The sequence below is a fragment of the Chryseobacterium sp. MMO-72 genome (genome assembly GCF_037146035.1).
Classification (GTDB): domain Bacteria; phylum Bacteroidota; class Bacteroidia; order Flavobacteriales; family Weeksellaceae; genus Chryseobacterium; species Chryseobacterium indicum.
This window is the reverse complement of record NZ_JBBCWG010000023.1, coordinates 1-19368: the sequence shown is the minus strand read 5'-3', so window position 1 is coordinate 19368 and position 19368 is coordinate 1. Positions and strand designations below refer to the sequence as shown.

Here is a 19368-nt window from a genome sequence, read left to right as displayed (position 1 = left end):
CAAAAATACCAAATCATGAAGAAAATTATAAGTTTAATAGCACTCTTTCTTGTCACTTTCAGCTTTGCACAGGTCAAATGGATGACGATTGAAGAAGCACTGAAAGCACAAAAAGAAAATCCTAAAAAAATTCTTATCGATTTTTACGCAGACTGGTGCGGTCCGTGTAAGATCATGGATAAAAAAACATATGGACATCAGGTAATTTCTGATATGCTGAATCAAAGTTATTATCCGGTAAAATTCAATGCGGAAGATAAAAAGGAGATCGAAATTTTCGGCAGAAAGTTTTCTAACCCGAATACAGAACATAAAAAAGGTAAAAATTCTCTGCACGAATTTACGCAGTACATGAATGTTGCAGCCGTTCCTAGCACAGTTTTTCTGGATGAAAGCGGTAATCCGATTACTATTTTACAGGGAGAACTGTCCGCCAGAGAATTAGAACCTTATTTGGAATTTATTTCTAAAGATCTCTTCAAAAAAATCCGTTCCCGGGAACAGTGGGAAGATTATCAGAAAAAATTTAAATCTAAAATAAAAGAATAAAAATACAGGCTTTCATTACTGAAAGCCTTTTCTATTTAAAAGTTTGTTCAAACTAATTTTAAATTTAACCGAAAAAGAGACAAAAGACTTTATTGGATTTATTTAAAGTATTTCAAAAATCTGTCTGCAAAGAGAAAAAATCTTTGATTTTTTTTTAAACTTATGTGCTCTTTTTTCCCATTTAATATTAAACTTAAGCAACTAAAGTGTTAAAACCTTTTGCGATAAAAAATTTTAGACAAGTTTAAAATATGGGCATTTTACTAAGAAGATCCCGTAAAAATCCTGTATAATATTTTTAAATAAATCATAAACTTTGAGAAAAGAAAATGTTTTTCACCATTTAATTATTAACCTAAAAACCAAGAAATCATGAAAAACTTAAACATTCTCAAACTGTTAATTTTTATTTTCGCCTGTCAGTTTTCAATGGCTCAAAATACACAGAAAGTTTCCTCTGCCATTACTGCGGTAAAAGCAAAAAGATTAAATGATATTCCTATTGCAAAAGAAGAAAACGGAAAGATAATTTTGGCTGTGAAAAAAGAAATACTACAAAAAGCAGTACAATCTGCAGTAAGTGACCTAAAGCAGAATTTTCATGTTGATGATGTGAAAATTGCAGCATCTAATATTAAAACGTATTATCTTGCCATTGTAGGAACCGATAAATCTAAAAAAATTACCACAATATTTCTTCCTTTGGGAGCAGCAGATCAATCCCCCAATTATTTTTTTATTCCGTCTACAGGACATGTTGTAACCTGCATTAACATTACAGGATGCCCTAATAACTGTTCCATTCTAAAATACGGATATCAAAAACAGCTTACCGGATGTAATTGCGGAGGTTTTGATTTTGGAGATGCACCTGCAAACGGAAATACACCTACTGAGAGCTGTAACTTTAAAATTAACAAACTTATTTATGAAAAAGATTTTTGTATGGCTGTTAAAATGAAGCTTACAGCACTTGTTTATGAATAAAATCTATTCTGAAAACTTCTATTCTAAAAAACCTTTTAAAAAATAGCTTAAGAGGTTTTATTTTTTAGAAGATTTCCCGAAATTCGTGGCTCCTAAAATGACTTTAGAAACCTCTATAGAATATGTAAAAGGAATCGGTCCGGAAAAAGCCAAACTTATCAAAAGTGTATTGGGAATTTCCACCGTGGAAGATCTGCTGAACTTCTACCCGCTCCGTTATCTGGATAAAAGCAAAGTTCATAAGATTTCGCAGCTTGGAGACCTCACCACAGACGTACAACTGAAAGGAAGAATCACCAATATTCAGGAAATACAGACCGGAAAAACCAAAAGACTTTCTGCAAAATTCAATGATGAAACAGGATCAATGGATCTGGTATGGTTCCAATATTCAAAATGGCTGAAAGAACAGCTTCCTGTGAATAAGGAAGTTTTTATTTTCGGGAAAATCAATGTTTTCAATAATCAGTTTTCTATGCCACATCCGGAAATAGAAATCGAAGAAAAGAAAGATTCCGAAAACAGGCTAAGACCAATTTATCCAAGTTCTGAAAAACTGACCAAAAGAGGGCTGAATCAACGATTTTTTCAGGTTGTGTTAAGAAATATCTGCAAAGAAATCCCTAATCTGATCTACGAAAATTTTCCGGATTATCTTTTAAAGGCATTTAAGTTTTTATCAAGACAGCACACCTATCTCAACATCCATTTTCCGAAGGATATGGAACATTTTGAGAAAGCCAATTACCGCTTAAAATTTGAAGAATCATTTTTCTTTCAGTTAGGATTCGGACTGAAAAAACTTCACCATAAAAGCCATACGGCAGGAAATCCTTTTCCGATCGTCGGAGATTATTTCAATGATTTTTATGAAAATCATCTTCCGTTTGATTTAACGGGAGCTCAGAAAAGAGTACTTAAAGAAATCCGGATGGATATGAAACGTCCCATCCAGATGAACCGTCTTTTGCAGGGTGATGTAGGTTCAGGAAAAACCATGGTTGCTCTTTTAACGATGCTTATTGCGAAAGATAATGGTTTCCAAAGCTGCATCATGGCTCCTACAGAAATTCTTGCCCAGCAGCATTATAACGGAATTAAAGAGCTCTTAGAAAAAACGGAAGTTAAAATCCGGCTTTTAACAGGTTCCACCAAAAAATCCGAACGGAATAAAATTCATGAAGAACTGGAAAATGGTGAACTTTCTATTCTCGTAGGAACCCATGCCGTTCTGGAGGATAAAGTGAAATTTAAGAATCTCGGTTTGGCAATCATCGATGAACAACACAGATTTGGAGTGGCACAAAGAGCAAAACTTTGGGCAAAAAATAAGATTCCGCCTCATATTCTGGTCATGACAGCAACTCCGATTCCGAGAACTCTCGCGATGAGCTTTTATTCTGATCTTGATGTCTCGGTTATTGATGAGCTTCCTATCGGAAGAAAGCCTATCATTACGGCTCACCGAAGAGAAAAAGACCGTGCATATGTCTATAACTTCTGCCGCGAGGAAATCCAGAAAGGAAGACAGGTTTATTTTGTGTACCCTTTAATTGAAGAATCGGAGACTTTAGATTACAAAAACCTGATGGAAGGTCTGGAAAATGTGATGGATAATTTCGCGCATTACAATGTAGCCATGCTTCACGGAAAAATGAAACCTGATGAAAAAGATGCTGCTATGAATTATTTTGCTTCCGGAAAAGCAGAAATTATGGTTGCCACAACAGTAATTGAAGTCGGGGTGAATGTTCCGAATGCTTCCGTAATGGTTATTGAAAGTTCTGAAAGATTCGGGCTTTCGCAGCTCCACCAGCTTCGCGGACGCGTCGGTCGTGGTGCGGAACAGAGTTATTGCATTCTGATGACTTCGGATAAATTATCTAAAGACAGCAGAACCCGCATAAAAACAATGGTAGAAACCAACGATGGCTTCAAAATTTCAGAGGTTGATATGCAGCTTCGAGGTCCCGGCGATATTCTGGGAACCCAGCAAAGCGGTGTTGTAGATTTTAAAAGGCTAGATCTTGTGAATGATTCTGCTATTATTAAGGCAACAAAAAAGACGGTAGAAAGAATTTTAGAAGCCGATCCACTGTTATCAAGACCGGAAAATCAGATCATTAAGAATTACTATCTGAGAAATTATAACGGTAAAAACAAATGGAGTAAAATCTCCTGAAAACAAAAAACCGCGAAAAGATCTTGTCTTCACGCGGCTTCCCCTTATAAAACTGTTATTTGAAGAAAATTTACTTTACTTCTTTAAAAATTCACTTCGCTTTTCGCTTAATATTTTGTGATGTGGTGTGTTGATATGATAATGTTATGATGTTTAAGCTTAAAAATTAAAGTAAAAAAAAACAAAATGAATTATGTTTCCAATTGCTTATTTATAAAAACTAACTAGGTTTCTGACAAAGGATTTGAAAAATGAAACGATATATTCCTTTGGCAGTACTGAGTTTTCATGATTGTACCGTTTTGTTTAAAGATCTTCTGCGCTTTTAATTGGAAATTATTATAATTCATTTTGTTTAACTAACATTGTGATTTATATAATTTATTTCAAGATTGAAACAATTGTTATTCATTCATTTATCGTTTTTTTGATATAATAAATCTGTGTTTCAATTTCGGTAATGCTTCACAGACAATATAAGTATCTTCTCTACTTAATTATCACCTTTGTGTGAGTATTACTTTACAAATATAAAACTTTAATTTTAATTCCAAAATAATTTAACCATAATTTTTCACAGTTTCATGATAAAATTATTTCTGTTGAATCCTGAAGTATGATACTGCCAGTTTATAGCAATAATTTCGTTCACGATTTTTTTCATATCATTATAATTATCAGGAAGTTCCATTACTATATTCGCTCCATTAACCAGAAACTCATCTTTGTCTTCATTTTTAAAATTATCTGAATAAATAACGAGAATCGTATCATTAAACTTGATATCTCCTTTAATCTCAGATAAAAATTCAGAAGCATATTTTTCGGTCAGATCTTTACTGATACATAATATTTCAGGAGTAGGAATATCTTCTTCAGCCAATAATTGCAAAGCAGATTGTATATGATGAAGAACATTTGCTCTTATGGCTATTTTTGAATCCTTGAATATATTCTCAAAAAAGATCCGTTTTCCTTCATCTTCTTCTACAAGAATGATATTCAGATAATCTTTGATCATACAGCCTTCAGATATTGTTCATTTGTATGTGAGAATTTCCTTCTCAGTGCAATAATTTTCTGGAATTGCGAAGGCGTCATACCGGTAGTATTTTTAAACTGTGTGCTTAGATGTGCCACACTCGAGTAATTCAGACGGTAAGCAATTTCCGTAAAACTAAGCTTTTTACTTATAATGAGCTCTTTTGCAAACTCTATTTTACGGATGATAAGAAAGTTTTCGATAGACGTATGGGTAATTTCAGAGAACAGATTAGAAAGATATCCGTAGCTGTGATTCAGCTTTTCAGAAATATAGATAGAAGCTTTTACAGAGACACCTTCTTCTGAAGAGATCAGCTCCACAATGGCATCTTTAATCTTCTGTACCAATGCAGCTTTCTGATTTTCAATAATTTCTATTCCGTAATCTTCCAGATTTCTTTTGAAAGTTGTGTGCTGTTCCTGGGTAAGAGATTCATAGAATTCTACTTCACCAAAGTTCAAAAGCCTGTACTTGAGACCATGCTCCCGAAGCTTTTCGTCAAGTATTTTTTTACAGAGGGTATTAAAGTCAAACTTTACGTACATTTTCATCTTTTATAAATCCTTTTATGTTTATTGTAAATATAAAAATTTTATTTCAATTAAATGTGATATAATTGAAATTTGTTATTTCTAGCATAAATAAAAAATTCCTGCATTAATTAATACAGGAATTTAAACACTAAGGATGAAAAAAAATATATACTGATAAAAAGCTAAAAAAGCTTAGCACCAAGCATATGAATGTACTGTTTTAGGTGATTTGGTATTGCAAAGATGGACAAAATAAATAAATCACATTTTATAGAATTATGTTTAAGATTTATAAAATTTCAATCTGCAGCATCTTAAAATACAAATTCCATCAGGAAATCATCCATAACAAAACCGTCTCCAATATTCAGAACCACTTCATCATACACTTTAAAGCCCTGAGATTCATAGAACTTTTTAGCGTTATTTTCTTTATTTACATTCAGAATAATTCTTTTATCATTACTCTCAGAAATTTTCTGCTTTAAAAAATTCAGGGCTTCTTTTCCAAAACCTTTTCCCTTACTTTCAGGAACCAGATAAATCCTGTGAAGTTTGGTCGTCTGTTCTTCATATCCGTTTTCATAACCCATAAAGCCTTCAAAAGAATTGTTATTTTCATCAAAAATTAAGAAATAATGATAATCAGGATTTTTCAAATGTGTGGAAATTTCTTCTTCAGAATACATTTTTCCCAACATATAATTAATCTGTTCGGCAGAAATAATTCCTGAATAGGCACTTTCCCAGGATCTTCTTGCCAAATTCTGAATCAGAGAAATATCTTTTTCTGTAGCTTCTATTAATTTCATATAATTAAATTTTAAAAATTGAAAAAGGTGAAAGAACTTATCTTTCACCTGATATTTTAGTATCGCTTCAAATGTTATTGCAGATTCACAGTTCATTTTAAAGCAGATGCCTGCAATTCTCTTTTAAATATTCGCCATTTCAGCTTTAATTTTTGCATGAAGACCTTCTGAAGCAGCTACCAAAGGAAGTCTCAGATAATTTTTGATGATTCCCATTTCTGCCAAAATTACCTTAACTCCACAAGGATTTCCTTCTGCAAAAATCAGTCTTGTGATCTCAACCAGCTTGTTATGAATTTCATACGCTTCATCCACTTTTTTATCAAAAGCTAACTGAACCATGGTAGAAAATTCTTTAGGATAAGCCTGTCCGATTACAGAAATCACTCCTGCTCCACCGGCCAAAGTTACAGGAAGTGTATATTCATCATCTCCTGAAACCAGATTGAAGCCTTCCGGTTTTTTTCTTAAGATATCAAAATACTGAAGAATATTCGGAGCTGCTTCTTTTATCAGGAACAGGTTCGGAAATTCTTTTGCCAGACGCAGTGTTGTTTCTGCCTCAACATTTTGTCCTGTTCTGGAAGGTACATTATAAATGATAATATTTTTTCCTGTGGAAGCCAACGTTTTGTAATGCTGATAAAGCCCTTCCTGATTAGGTTTGTTATAATAAGGAGACACAGAAAGTACTGCTGTAAATTCAGAAAGATCAGCTTCTTCAATCTGTTTCTTAACTTCAAGAGTATTATTTCCGCCGATTCCTAAAACCAAAGGAACGCGTTTATTATTAACCTTAATGATGTGTTCAACCACCTGTTTTTTTTCTTCAGCAGAAAGTGTTGCAGCTTCTGCTGTAGTTCCCAAAACAACTAAATAACTGGTTCCGTTTTCGATATTGTAGTCTACCAATTTTGTTAAACTTTCGAAATCTACGGATAAATCTTCATTAAAGGGCGTTACCAAAGCAACACCTACTCCTTTTAAAATGCTCATCTGTTAGAATTATTTTTGTCAAATTTAATCATTTACGAGAAGAATTTCTAATAATTAATAATGTTTTATTATACATATAATTATATTTGCATATACTAAAAAAAGTATGGCTAAGTTATCTGCTAAAATGTTTATCCAATAGACTGATAAGTACAGATGCTTTAATAAATAATTTACAGCGTATGAAAAATAAATTCTTGTTATTAGGAATTGCTCTGGCTACTCTTTCGGCTTGTAAGACGGCTTCTTCGGCTTCTTCCATGCAGATTGCGAATGTGAGAACGCAGAAAAATATTTCTATTAATAATGAGCTGAAAAATGATGAGGAATTTGTAAAAATTATTGAACCTTACAAACTGAAACTGGACAAAGAAATGAACCAAAAGATCTCTCATACCAATACAGATCTTACAAAACAGGGGGATAACAGTAATTTAGGCAATCTTTTAGCAGATTATACTTTTGACGGAGCTGATGTATGGGCAAAGAAAAATTTACAGAAAAATGTAGACGCAGCCCTCATCAACATCGGAGGAATCCGTACCACGATCGGGAAAGGAGATATTTTACTGAAAAGTGTTTTTGAAGTGATGCCTTTTGAAAATGAAGTAATTATCGTGAAAATGAAAGGCAGCGATCTTCAGGGACTTTTTGATTATTATGCAGAACATCAGGTAAACAATCCTGTTTCTCATTTATATATAGAAACCAATAATAAGCAGCTAACCAAAGCTTTAATCAACGGAAAGGCAGTGAATCCGGATCAGGATTATTATCTTGCAACTTCAGATTATCTTGCATTGGGAGGCGATAATATGAAATTCTTCTCGAAAGGAGAAATGATTCCTACAGGAATGAAATTAAGAGATCTTTTCATTGATTATTTTAAGAAAAATCCTGAAGTAGTTTCTAATACAGATGTTCGTTTAAATTTTATCGGTAAGAAGTAATGGATAGAAAAAGTTTTTTAAAAGCAATAGGAGGCGGAACTTTAGCAATGGCTTTAGCTCCCAATATGATGATGGCGGAAGAATTAAACATTCTTGATTTAAAGTCCGCAACGAAACTTACTATTCTTCACACCAACGATCAGCACAGCAGAATAGAGCCTTTCGATGCAAGCTATACGAAAAATCCTAATCAGGGAGGTTTTGCAAGGAGAGCAAGTTTAATACAGCAGATCAGAAATCAGGAAAGTAATGTTTTACTTCTGGATTCGGGAGATATATTTCAAGGAACACCCTATTTCAATTTTTTCGGAGGGGAACTGGAATTCAAATTAATGTCGATGATGAAGTATGATGCTTCCACGATGGGAAATCATGATTTTGATAATGGACTGAACGGTTTTTTAAAGGTTTTGCCGAATGCAAAATTCCCTTTCATCTGTTCAAATTACGATTTCAAAAATACAGTTCTGGACGGGAAAACTTCTCCTTACAAGATTTTCGATAAAAACGGAATCAAAGTTGGAATTTTCGGAGTGGGAATTCAACTCGACGGGCTCGTTGGCAAAAAACAATATGGAGAAACGGTTTACTCCGATCCTGTAGATGTTGCCCAACATTATTCAAACTTCCTGAAAAATGAACAAAAATGTGATCTTGTGATCTGCCTTTCACACATAGGCTACGATTACAAAGACGAACCCAATAAAATAAGTGATAAAATCTTAGCTGCCAAAACAGAAAATATTGATATTATTCTGGGCGGTCATACCCATACCTTCCTGCCGGAACCCCAGACTTTTACCAACAGAGCGGGTAAAAATGTTCTGGTAAATCAAGTAGGATGGGCAGGTCTTCTGCTCGGCAGAATAGATTTCTTTTTTGATACTAATAAAAATGTAAAACATATTTCCTGGAATAATCAGGTAATAGACAGCAGCATAAAAGCATAAGCATGAAAAAACTTTCTTTAATCTCTCTTGGTATTTTAGCATCCCTGCAAGTTGCACATGCACAGACTATTTCTTCAAAAAAATGGGCAGATTTATTTTCCTACAATAATATTCTTGCCATGAAAGAAGATAACGGAAAAATAGTTGCAGCGGCAGACAGCGGGATTTTTTATTATACCATTTCTACCGGCGAAATTACCAAACTTTCTAAGGCAAACGGTTTACATGAGGTTAAAGTTTCGGCTTTTGATTATAATCCACAGAATAAAATCGGACTGGTAGGTTATCAAAACGGTTCACTGGATATAATCACTCCGGATGGGATTACTTATGTTGTAGATATTCCTATTGCAACAGGATACAACGGAAGCAAAAAAATCAATCATATATCGATTACCGGCGATCTTGCTGTGATTTCTGTAGGATATGGAGTCTCAATTTTCGATTTAAAGAAGAAAGAATTTAAGGATTCAGCATTCTTTTTATCAGGAGGCGTTTATCAGGCAAGTAACGAAGCTACTATTTTCGGAAATAAAGTTTTTTCTGTTACCAATACCGGTCTTAGAAGCCATGAAATGAATACCACTTTTCCTGTTTTTTCAACATGGACTACGGAATTGCCGGGCTCATTCAGCCATATAGATTCTGAAGGAGTATTAAGTTTTTCTTCCGGAAATACAGCCTATCTTTATAATAACGGAACTCCGACTGCTCTATCACAGTCCTTCACTAATGTGCGTGATGTAGTTGTTACAAATAACAATATTGTCGTTACAGATGCGAGCAGAGTGTATACATTCAGTACCAACGGAACTTTCAACGGAAATGTAACTTTCGGAGAAGAGTGCAATACTGCAACAACGGTTGGAAGCAGTGTTTATGGAGGAACTGCCTTTTCAGGAATTAAAAACGAGGGCGGAAACACTTTCAAGCCGGATGGTCCTTATCTCAATTATGCCTACAAAATCAGCCTCTATGGTGAAAATCAGATTTTGGTTTCAACTGGAGGAAGAGAAGCTCGGTTTAATACCGCAATTATCAATCCAAAAAATCCAGGATTTTATTATTTTGACGGAATGAGCTGGATATATCCTTCATATTTTAAAGGTAGCTCTACAATTTTTAATGTTCTGGACGTGGTAGCAGATCCAGTAAATCCAACTGATGTATTCTTCACAAACTATATGCTCAATGGTGCACGCGGAATTTATAAAATGAAATACAACGCAGGAAGCAAAGATTTTACTTTAGTCAAAAGTTATGATTTAGGAACCACCAATATCTTCACAAGACGACCTGTAGGTTTAATCTTTGATGATTCCAATAATCTGTTTGCTTCTATAGCTTTCTCTGGTGATGGTGCCGCACTTGGGCCTTATACTGCTATCGGAGCCTATGACAGAACAACAGATGATTTCGTGATAAAAAACACAACTTCTCAATTTGGAGCGGCACAAAAAGCTTTATATAGTGAAGGACTTCTTTTTATTCCTACGCCGCGAACTAGTAATTTTATAGCGTATGATACAAAGAAAACGCAAAGTACATCGGACGATACTGCCTATATTTTAACCCAGCCCAATGGCTTCCCAACCACAGCAAATGGAACGATTTCTGTAGCTGTCGATAAATCAGGGGACGCATGGATTGGTACAGATGTGGGATTAAGAGTTCTTTCTAATGCTGTTTCAGCAATAAAAACCCCTTCTACAGCAAAGATGGAACCTATCATCATAGAACAGAACGGATTGGGAGAAGAACTCTTCAGAGACGGACAGATTTTACAGATCGAACTAGATGCCGGAGATCATAAGTGGGTTTCTGTTGACGGCGGCGGAGTGTATTATCTTTCTGCTGATGGACAGCAAACGATTAAACATTTTACCAAAGAAAATTCTCCACTCCCAACAAATACAATTACGGACATTAAGGTTGATAAAAAAACTGGAAAAGTATATTTTGTTTCTTATGACGGAATTGTGACGTATCAAGGAGATGTTGCCGATGTAACATCAAATTTCGGAAATGTTCTGGTATATCCAAACCCTGTAGTTTATTCTAATTTTAAAGGAAAAGTTACTATTAAAGGTTTGGCAGAAGTTACCAACATCCGAATTGCTGATGCTGCCGGAAACGTTGTACATTCCGCAGTGGCAAGAGGTGGATATTATGAGTGGGATCTCAATAACCAGAGAGGAACCAGAGTTGCCTCCGGAGTTTATTTTGTATTAATGACCAATGAGGACGGCTCCGATAAAGCTACGGCAAAGATTGCTGTCGTAAATTAATGAATTCACAAAGCGGATTTTTATTATCTTATATAAAATATGGTGAAAATGATGCGGTCCTGCATTGTTTCACTGAAGAAGACGGGTTTCAGTCTTATTTTTTAAAAGGAATATATGCTAAGAAAAATAAGAAAAAAGCCCTTCTTCTTCCATTAAGCAAACTTAATTTCTCTGTAAATCCTGTAAAAGGAAACGGAATCCAGACGATTTCAAAATTTGAACTGATTAAAAGCAACGATATTTATACGGATATTCGTTGTAATACGGTTGTATTTTTTATTTCAGATTTTTTAAACCAAAATCTGAGACATGAAAACAAAAACCATCACATTTTTTTCTGTCTTGAAGAATTTACAGATGAGCTGGAAAACCGGAATTATCAGTCTCATTTAATTCTTTTAATTAAAATTCTAAAAATTCAGGGTGTTGCACCTTTATTGAATTCGGGAAAATATCTGGATCCGGAAACCGGAACTTTCACGCATGAAATAATGCATCAACTCTTTACAGAAGAAGTTTCAGCCATTTGGAAAACCATTCTGTCGGCCGAAAATCCTTATAGTATTAAAATACATTCCAATTTCAGAAAAGATTTTCTAGACAGCTTACTTGTGTATTATCATTACCATATCACCGATTTTAAAATTCCAGCTTCTCTGGAAGTCATTCAGCAGATATTTGAATAATTAATACCCGAGAATTGGCGTTAAGTAACATATTATTGATTTAAAATTCCACATTTTTCGGTGTTTCAGTCTCAGATTCTGCAATATTTTTTCTGGAAAATCTTGGCATTAAAATTTTGGCAATAAGACCTGTCCAGCCTGTCTGATGCGATGCTCCTACTCCACGACCGGTATCACCATGAAAATATTCATAGAATAAAATATAATCTTTAAAATTCGGATCGGTCTGAAATCTGGGATACTGACTGTTAAAAGGACGGTTTCCATGTTCATCCTTCAAAAATAATTTAGACAGTCTTCTGCTTAAAGCCTCTGCAATTTCGTCAAGGTTGGAATAGTTTCCGCTTCCGGTAGGATATTCCACCAAAAAATCGGGACTGTAATAGAAAAAGAACCGTTGCAGACTTTCAATAATTAAAAAATTAATCGGAAACCAGATCGGACCACGCCAATTGCTGTTTCCGCCGAATAATCCACTGTCGCTTTCTGCAGGAGTATATTTTACTTTGTAATCTGTTCCGTTGAGATTTAGGGTAAACGGATTTTCCTCATATTCTTTTGAAAGCGCGCGAACACCAAATTCGCTTAAAAACTGCTTCGGATCGAGCATTCTGCTTAATAATCTCTTCAAACGATGTCCTCTTAAAAGAGAAAGCAAGTGTTTGGATTCATCACCTTTTACTTCCCAATGAGAAACCAAAGCAGCCAGTTCAGGTTTATTTTCCAGAACCCAGGTCATTCTTTTCTTGAAATTCGGAAGTTTTTCGATCATTTCGTCATCGATAACCTCAACCGCAAACATAGGAATAAGTCCCACAATTGTTCTTAATTTCAGATACATATGATCTCCGTCGCTTGAAGCAATGGCATCATAAAAGAATTCGTCTTCTTCATCCCAAAGGCTGAAACATTCTTCTCCCATGTTGTCCAGAGAATTGGCAATTGCCAGAAAATGCTCAAAAAACTTCATCGCCATTTCTTCATACACATTGTTATACAAAGCAAGTTCAAGAGCAATTCTCATCATATTTAAAGCAAACATTGCCATCCAGCTTGTTCCGTCGGATTGCTCAAGATGTTCTCCGTTTGGAAGCGGCATATTCCGGTCGAAAACACCAATATTGTCGAGTCCTAAAAATCCTCCTTCGAAAATATTATTTCCGTTGTTATCTTTTTTATTGACCCACCATGTAAAATTCATCAGGAGTTTCTGAAAAGCACTTTCCAGAAATTGCAGATCAGGATTTCCTTTCAGATATTCATCTATTTTAAAAACCCTGAAAACAGCCCATGCATGAACGGGAGGATTTACATCGCTAAAATCCCATTCATAAGCCGGAAGCTGTCCGTTTGGATGCATATACCATTCAAAAAGAAACAATTTTAGCTGATGTTTTGCAAAATCCGGATCAATTAATGAAAAACTGATGGTGTGGAAAGCCAGATCCCACGTTGCGTACCACGGATATTCCCATTTATCGGGCATGGAAATAATGTGTTCGTTGTTGAGGTGTTTCCACTCAGAATTTCTGATGTGTTCACGGGATTTTGGAGGAGGAGTCTGTGACGGATCTCCTTTCAGCCAACGTTCCACATTGTAATGATAGAACATTTTGTTCCAGAGCATTCCTGCAAAAGCCTGCCGCTGAACCAGTTTTTCGTCTTCTGTTTTTATTCCGCACTGAATGTCTGCATAAAATTCGTCTGCTTCATTTTGTCTTGAAACGAAAATTTCTTCAAAATCCTGAAATGGCTGTTTCAGATCCTGATCCGAAAGTCTGAATTCAAAAATCTTTGTTTCTTTTGGTTTAAAATTTTCATCGATGAAAAAGGAAGCCTTTGTTCCAAAATCTTTTGGATTTACAGACTGGGAATTTCCGTTGATGACAAAATCGTTGATTCCGTCTTTTGTATATTTTGACTGGTTTTGAGAATGATACAGTCTCTCATTATTCGTTTCATTATCGCAGAATAATACTTTCTGAGCATTTCCTGCGTATACATTTTTGATTTCTAAATCCTGATGATTAATCCTGATGCAATCTGAATTTTCAGCATTCATCAGTGGTTTGTAATTATTATATCCCCAATTCCATGTATTTCTGAACCAGACTGTAGGAAGAACGATTAACGGAACTTCTTTTTCTGATTTATTGACCACTGTTAATTTTACCAGAATATCGTTCTGACTTTTTTTGGCATATTCAATAAAAATATGAAAGTATTCGTTTTGGTCGAAAATTCCGGTATCGATTAATTCGTATTCGGGATCTTCTTTTCCTCTTTCCGCATTGGTTTTTATTAAATCGTCATAGGGAAATGTGTTTTGAGGATATTTGTACAGCATTTTCATGTAAGAATGCGTTGGCGTGGAATCGAGATAGTAAAAATATTCTTTCACATCTTCACCATGGTTTCCCTGACCGTTTGATAAGCCAAAGAAGCGTTCTTTCACCATTTTATCTTTTTTGTTCCAGAATCCGACTGAAAAAACAAGTTTCTGAAGGTCATCACAGATGCCGCAGATTCCTTCTTCGCCCCAACGGTAGGTTTTGGCTTCCGCAATGTCGTGATTGGTGTAGTTCCATGCATCACCATTTGCGCTGTAATCTTCGCGCACCAATCCCCATTCGCGGTTGCTGACGTAAGGTCCCCATTTTTTCCATGTAACGTCGGACAGTCTTTCTTTTTCTTTCATGTTTTTTATAAATGATGATTAACCAATAATCTATGAATATTTTATTGTTTTGTGAAACCTCATAGGTTTTAAAAACCTATGAGGTTTTCAGAATGATAATTTAAATGCTTATTTTAAAATTGACAGCGAAACGGATTCATCAGTAACAATTGATTTTTGAAAGACTTTCTTCTCTGCTTCGGCTTAAATGCGCCCCGGATTGAACGGTCTGTCTGAGCTCTTTTTGTAAGCTCCGGAAAAAGCAAAGGCACAAAAAAGCGAGTAGTGAAAGCCGGAATTGTGTGCCCAAAGAATTATCCTCCTGTTGAAAAGCTTTCGAAAGTTGTCATTCCGCCATCTACGAAAATACTGGCTCCGGTGATGTAATCTGCAAGATCACTTGCCAGAAACGCCGCCATATTTCCAATGTCCTGTGGCTGCCCGATTCTGTTGTAAGGGATTAAGTCTAATAAGGAATTTAAAGCTTCGGGAGTACTCCACGCAGCTTTGTTAATGGGCGTCTGAATTGCTCCGGGACAAATGGAATTGACACGGATTTTGTCTGCACCATATTCCTGCGCCAAAGTCTGCATGAGCATTCTGATGGCTCCTTTGCTTGAAGCATAATTGGCGTGACCTGCCCAAGGAATGATTTCGTGAACAGAACTGATGTGAATAATTTTTCCACAGGCAACGGAACGCGAAAGATCGATACCACGGCGAAGAAATTCTTTAATGGCTTCTCTTGCACACAAAAACTGCCCTGTAAGATTGATGCCAATGACGGTATTCCACTGATCGAGCGTCATTTCGGTGAATTTTGCGTCTTTCTGAACGCCTGCGTTGTTGATGAGAATATCGACTGTTCCGAATTGTGAAACCACATCCTGAAACATTTTAATGACCTGATCTTCTTTGGAAACATCGCACTGATAGGTTATTCCGTTTCCGCCTGCATCGGTAATTTCTTTTAAAACGGCTTTTGCTTCATCTAAAGAGTGTTCTGAAGAGTGATTAACAATTACGGTTGCTCCTGCTGAAGCGAGTGATTTTGCAATTCCCGAACCAATTCCACTGGAAGCTCCGGTAACGACAGCAACCTGATTGTGAAGAGATATTTCCATGTTTTATTATTTGATGTTACTCAAATTTAGGTGAAAGTTTCACGCCAAACATGAAAATTCTGAATTAAAAATTTCTTAAAGTTTACTATTTTGCGGATTAAGCTAAATTCGTTTTACGGAATCAACGATCTTTTCAGAAATTTTGTTTAGAGTTTTTTGTACATCAGATATTGTATTCCGCTTCTGCCCATTCTTGTTTTTCCGTCGAATTTGTAGCCGACTTTGAGGTATAATTCGTAAGCAGAAGTATTGTTTTGGTTCACAGCAAGAACAATCTCATTGCAGTCTCTGAAGTTTTCCCTAACAAATTCATCAAGAAGAATCATTGCAGCTTTTCCGATTCCTTTTCCCTGCAGTTGAGGATTTACAGAAAGGGAACGAAGTAACATGGAATTGTGATTGTCTGTGATATCTAATTTATCATTTCCGAAATCCAACACACAAAAGCCGACCGGAAGATTATTTTCCAGAATGGTTATGGGAAAAGCAAGGGTATCGCTGCGTTCTTCAATTTTCTGTAGTGCCTGTTCTGCGGTAGCGGTGTATTGCAATTGCGTTTCGTCCAAAGTATAACTTACTCCGGGAAAATCTTTCGGTTCAAAAAATTTTAATTTTACCATAATTTAATGATGATAAATGTCTTCATACATTACTCCTGCCCGAATTTCAACCGGCAGCTTATTTTCTTCGGGAACAACGGGACAATTGTAATCGTAAGCGTTGTAGGCACAGTAAGGATGATACGATTTATTAAAATCCAGAATAATGGTTTTGTCTTTCGGAATCGTTAAATCGAGATATTTTCCACCGCCGTAGGTTTCTTTTTCATTGGTGGCATCACGGAAAGGCAGAAATAAATAGTCTTTGTATTTTTTCTGTCTGATTAAATCCAGACTTTGATACAGCGTTAATGTATATGACTTTCCGTCTAACTGAAATGTTGCTTTTCCAAATTCTCTGTAAGGTTTTGTTTTGCCTGAAGAGGTAGGAAGATCAAAGGGTTTTGCGTTTTCCGTTTTCTGGAATTTTGCAGTAACTCTGTATTTTAAATTGATCGGAAAGAAAGGATGCTGCTTAAAATTTTTAAAGTTATCTCCGCGCAAAGGAGTTTCTTTCGGGTTTAAATATTCTGCATTGAGTTCTTTCTGAAATTTTTTAATTTCGGATTCTTCTTTTGACAATTTTTGAGAAAATATCAGAAGTGGAAAAAGTAAAAAGATAAATATGTATTTTTTCATGAACTTAAAACTATGATTTACGATGAAAATTTTACTGTAAATAAGCTATTCAGCGAATTAAATTTTCAGTAAGATTCTGAAATTTTCACACGGTAGATATCGGATGAATTTCGTTTGATGGATTCCACAAAAAACCCGCCTTCTTCCGGAATAATCTCCTTTAAATCAAAACTTTCACAATCTTTCGGCAATCCTGAAAACACGAGAGTAAACCAGAAATCTCTCATAAACGGAACCGGAGTCCAGTCGGGATAGATGGTAATATTTTCTGCATGAATTAGTTTGCTCTGATGTTCTGACTGATTATCAAAAAGATAGGTAGACTGCCAGATTCTGATGAAGTTCCCAAAGAATGGTGAAGCCGGAAAACAGCAATGTACAATTACCTGCCGTTCCTCTTCCATCTTAATCTGGAGGGATTCTAATAATTCTTTCACGATCACCGGTTTTACAATTGTTTCTGACATAATTTCTTTGTGAAGTAAATAGTCAGTTCCTCTAATTTAGTATTTTAATTTGAAATCTGACTATTCTTTAATCACTTTTTTTTAATATTTCAGCTGCAATTTTTCTTTTGAATAGTTTCTTACTTTTTCTGTAAGTTCAGGATTGTCTGCCAGTTTCTGTCCGTAAGAAGGCACTATTTCCAGCAGTTTTTCTTTCCACTCGCCATGAAGTTTTTCAGGGAAGCATTTTTCAAGTACGCTCAGCATTGCATAAACTGCTGTAGACGCTCCCGGAGAAGCTCCCAATAGTGAAGCAATGGTTCCTTTTTTATTCACTACTACTTCAGTTCCGAATTCCAGTTTACCGCCGTGTTTTTCATCTTTTTTAATGATCTGAACTCGTTGTCCGGCAACTTTCAGTTCCCAGTCTTCTTCTTTGGCATCTTTAATAAACTCTCTCAAATGCTGAATTCTTTGGGATTTCGTCATTGCCACCTGCTGAACCAGATATTTCGTTAAGGGAATATTATGCCACCAAGCTCCGAAAAGGGATCTCAAATTTTTAGTATTCACACTTTCAGGTAGATCCAGATAGCTTCCTTCTTTTAAAAACTTAGTTGAAAATCCTGCAAAAGGTCCGAAAAGAAGTGCTTTCTCTCCATCAATAATTCTTAAATCCAAATGAGGAACCGACATTGGCGGAGCATCCACCGTTGCCTGTGTATATACTTTTGCCTGATGTTTTTCTACCAATTCCTGATTATGACTTACCAGCCATTGTCCGGAAACCGGAAAACCGCCGTAGCCTTCGCTTTCTTTGATTTCTGAACTGTCTAACAACGGCAAAGCATACCCTCCTGCCCCAATGAATACAAAATCCGCCTCTACTTCCTGTTTGTGATTATGAATTCTGTCTTTCACTTTCATTTCCCATGTTCCGTCTTCTTTCGGATCAATGTCTTTTACTTCGTGGTACAGGAAAACTTCAACATTGGAATCTTCCAGCAAATGTCTTCCCATTTTTCTGGTTAATGTTCCAAAATTAACATCTGTTCCCATATTCATTTTGGTTGCCGCCATTACTTCAGACTGATTTCTTTTGCTCATTACCAAAGGAATCCATTCTCTCAATTTATCGTGATCGGTTGAAAACTCCATTCCTTTAAACAGAACGGATTCTGACATTCTCTCATGACGTTTTTTAAGATATTCTGCATCTTTTTCTCCAAAAACGAGACTCATGTGCGGACAGGAATTGATGAAATCCTTAGGTTCGCTGATGTAACCTTTGGTAATTAAGTAAGACCAGAACTGTTTTGAAATTTCGAACTGTTCGGCAATGCTTTCCGCTTTGGAAATATCAATGGTTCCGTCGGGTTTTTCGGGAGTATAATTAAGCTCACAAAACGCTGAATGACCTGTTCCTGCATTATTCCAGGCTGCTGTACTTTCTTTGGCAAACCTTCCCAGCCTTTCGAAAATAGCTATTTCGAGCTCAGGATCAAATTCGTGTAATAATGTAGCTAAAGTGGCACTCATAATTCCGCCACCTATTAGAACAACGTCGTATTTTGGTTTCGGCGTTCTGCTTGTAAGCGATTGTGACATAATTTAAATTTTATAGGTCAAAGTTCGGAAAAAGTTTCTTAAAATAGGGTTCGGTGAAACGATTTTAATATGGGTTTTATCAAAAAAATTAATTTACAGAATCTGTCGGATTATGGATCTGTTTTAAAATCTGTGATGCTGAAATGCTGATTATTGTCTCGCGTTTTTATGATCCGACAACTTTATAGTCGTGATTGAGCGGCATGTCTGAGCTCTTTTTAGGTTTTCGGGGGGGGGGGCGCCCCCGCGCCCCCAAAAAAAAAAAAAAGGGGGGGAACCGCGAAAAACGAACAAAAA

17 protein-coding genes are annotated in these 19368 nt (G+C 35.8%); 7 read left to right on the top strand and 10 right to left on the bottom strand.

What is annotated here, in order from left to right:
* Window positions 1-15 precede the first annotated feature (15 nt).
* The 3 genes from WFH39_RS20415 (at window position 16) to recG (ending at window position 3718) form a co-directional block, all read left to right on the top strand.
* Window positions 16-549 (top strand): thioredoxin family protein, encoded by a 534-nt coding sequence (locus WFH39_RS20415; protein WP_336691258.1) that lies wholly within the window; start codon window positions 16-18, stop codon window positions 547-549.
* 372 nt (window positions 550-921) lie between these two features.
* On the top strand, window positions 922-1536 hold the full coding sequence (locus tag WFH39_RS20410; RefSeq protein WP_336691257.1) for a hypothetical protein: 615 nt from the start codon (window positions 922-924) through the stop codon (window positions 1534-1536).
* Between the two features lie 97 nt (window positions 1537-1633).
* Complete coding sequence (recG, locus tag WFH39_RS20405; RefSeq protein ID WP_336691256.1) at window positions 1634-3718, top strand: ATP-dependent DNA helicase RecG; 2085 nt, start codon at window positions 1634-1636, stop codon at window positions 3716-3718.
* A 574-nt stretch (window positions 3719-4292) separates the two neighbouring features.
* On the opposite strand, the gene WFH39_RS20400 is transcribed toward recG, so the two are convergent.
* The 4 genes from WFH39_RS20400 to dapA form a co-directional block, all read right to left on the bottom strand.
* Complete coding sequence (locus WFH39_RS20400; protein WP_336691255.1) at window positions 4293-4739, bottom strand: response regulator; 447 nt, start codon at window positions 4737-4739, stop codon at window positions 4293-4295.
* A complete protein-coding gene (locus WFH39_RS20395; protein ID WP_336691254.1) occupies window positions 4736-5314 on the bottom strand; it encodes a helix-turn-helix domain-containing protein in 579 nt (192 codons plus the stop codon). Before WFH39_RS20395 ends, WFH39_RS20400 begins: the two co-directional genes overlap by 4 nt.
* A gap of 296 nt (window positions 5315-5610) precedes the next feature.
* The gene (locus WFH39_RS20390; RefSeq protein WP_336691253.1) at window positions 5611-6108 is read right to left on the bottom strand and encodes a GNAT family N-acetyltransferase; all 498 of its coding nucleotides are present in this window, start codon (window positions 6106-6108) and stop codon (window positions 5611-5613) included.
* Between the two features lie 123 nt (window positions 6109-6231).
* Complete coding sequence (gene dapA, locus WFH39_RS20385) at window positions 6232-7104, bottom strand: 4-hydroxy-tetrahydrodipicolinate synthase (RefSeq protein WP_336691252.1); 873 nt, start codon at window positions 7102-7104, stop codon at window positions 6232-6234.
* Window positions 7105-7286: 182 nt separating this feature from the next.
* Between dapA and WFH39_RS20380 the strand changes: the two genes are divergently transcribed.
* The 4 genes from WFH39_RS20380 to recO are packed head-to-tail and all read left to right on the top strand — an operon-like array spanning window position 7287 to window position 11978.
* Window positions 7287-8054: a 5'-nucleotidase C-terminal domain-containing protein gene (locus tag WFH39_RS20380; protein WP_235132662.1), complete on the top strand. Its 768-nt coding sequence runs from the start codon at window positions 7287-7289 to the stop codon at window positions 8052-8054.
* Window positions 8054-9004, top strand: coding sequence for a bifunctional metallophosphatase/5'-nucleotidase (locus WFH39_RS20375; RefSeq protein WP_336691251.1), 951 nt, complete (start codon window positions 8054-8056; stop codon window positions 9002-9004). Before WFH39_RS20380 ends, WFH39_RS20375 begins: the two co-directional genes overlap by 1 nt.
* A gap of 2 nt (window positions 9005-9006) precedes the next feature.
* Entirely contained in the window at window positions 9007-11292 is a 2286-nt protein-coding gene (gene porZ / locus WFH39_RS20370) for a type IX secretion system anionic LPS delivery protein PorZ (protein ID WP_336691250.1), read from the top strand.
* Window positions 11292-11978, top strand: a complete 687-nt coding sequence (gene recO, locus WFH39_RS20365) for a DNA repair protein RecO (RefSeq protein ID WP_336691249.1) — start codon at window positions 11292-11294, stop codon at window positions 11976-11978. The genes porZ and recO overlap by 1 nt, the downstream gene beginning before the upstream one ends.
* Window positions 11979-12018: 40 nt before the next feature.
* Here recO and WFH39_RS20360 read toward each other — a convergent pair whose 3' ends face one another.
* The 6 genes from WFH39_RS20360 to mqo all read right to left on the bottom strand — a co-directional run bounded on the left by WFH39_RS20360 (window position 12019) and on the right by mqo (window position 19071).
* Window positions 12019-14676: an MGH1-like glycoside hydrolase domain-containing protein gene (locus WFH39_RS20360; protein WP_336691248.1), complete on the bottom strand. Its 2658-nt coding sequence runs from the start codon at window positions 14674-14676 to the stop codon at window positions 12019-12021.
* Between the two features lie 293 nt (window positions 14677-14969).
* Window positions 14970-15779 carry a glucose 1-dehydrogenase gene (locus WFH39_RS20355; RefSeq protein ID WP_214588659.1) on the bottom strand — a complete coding sequence of 270 codons (810 nt, stop codon included), beginning with the start codon at window positions 15777-15779 and terminating at the stop codon, window positions 14970-14972.
* Window positions 15780-15925: 146 nt separating this feature from the next.
* Window positions 15926-16399 carry a GNAT family N-acetyltransferase gene (locus tag WFH39_RS20350; protein ID WP_336691247.1) on the bottom strand — a complete coding sequence of 158 codons (474 nt, stop codon included), beginning with the start codon at window positions 16397-16399 and terminating at the stop codon, window positions 15926-15928.
* A gap of 3 nt (window positions 16400-16402) precedes the next feature.
* A complete protein-coding gene (locus WFH39_RS20345; protein WP_336691246.1) occupies window positions 16403-16960 on the bottom strand; it encodes a DUF1684 domain-containing protein in 558 nt (185 codons plus the stop codon).
* A 122-nt stretch (window positions 16961-17082) separates the two neighbouring features.
* The gene (locus WFH39_RS20340) at window positions 17083-17484 is read right to left on the bottom strand and encodes a hypothetical protein (protein WP_336691245.1); all 402 of its coding nucleotides are present in this window, start codon (window positions 17482-17484) and stop codon (window positions 17083-17085) included.
* Window positions 17485-17565: 81 nt separating this feature from the next.
* A complete protein-coding gene (gene mqo / locus WFH39_RS20335) occupies window positions 17566-19071 on the bottom strand; it encodes a malate dehydrogenase (quinone) (protein ID WP_336691244.1) in 1506 nt (501 codons plus the stop codon).
* Window positions 19072-19368: the final 297 nt, after the last annotated feature.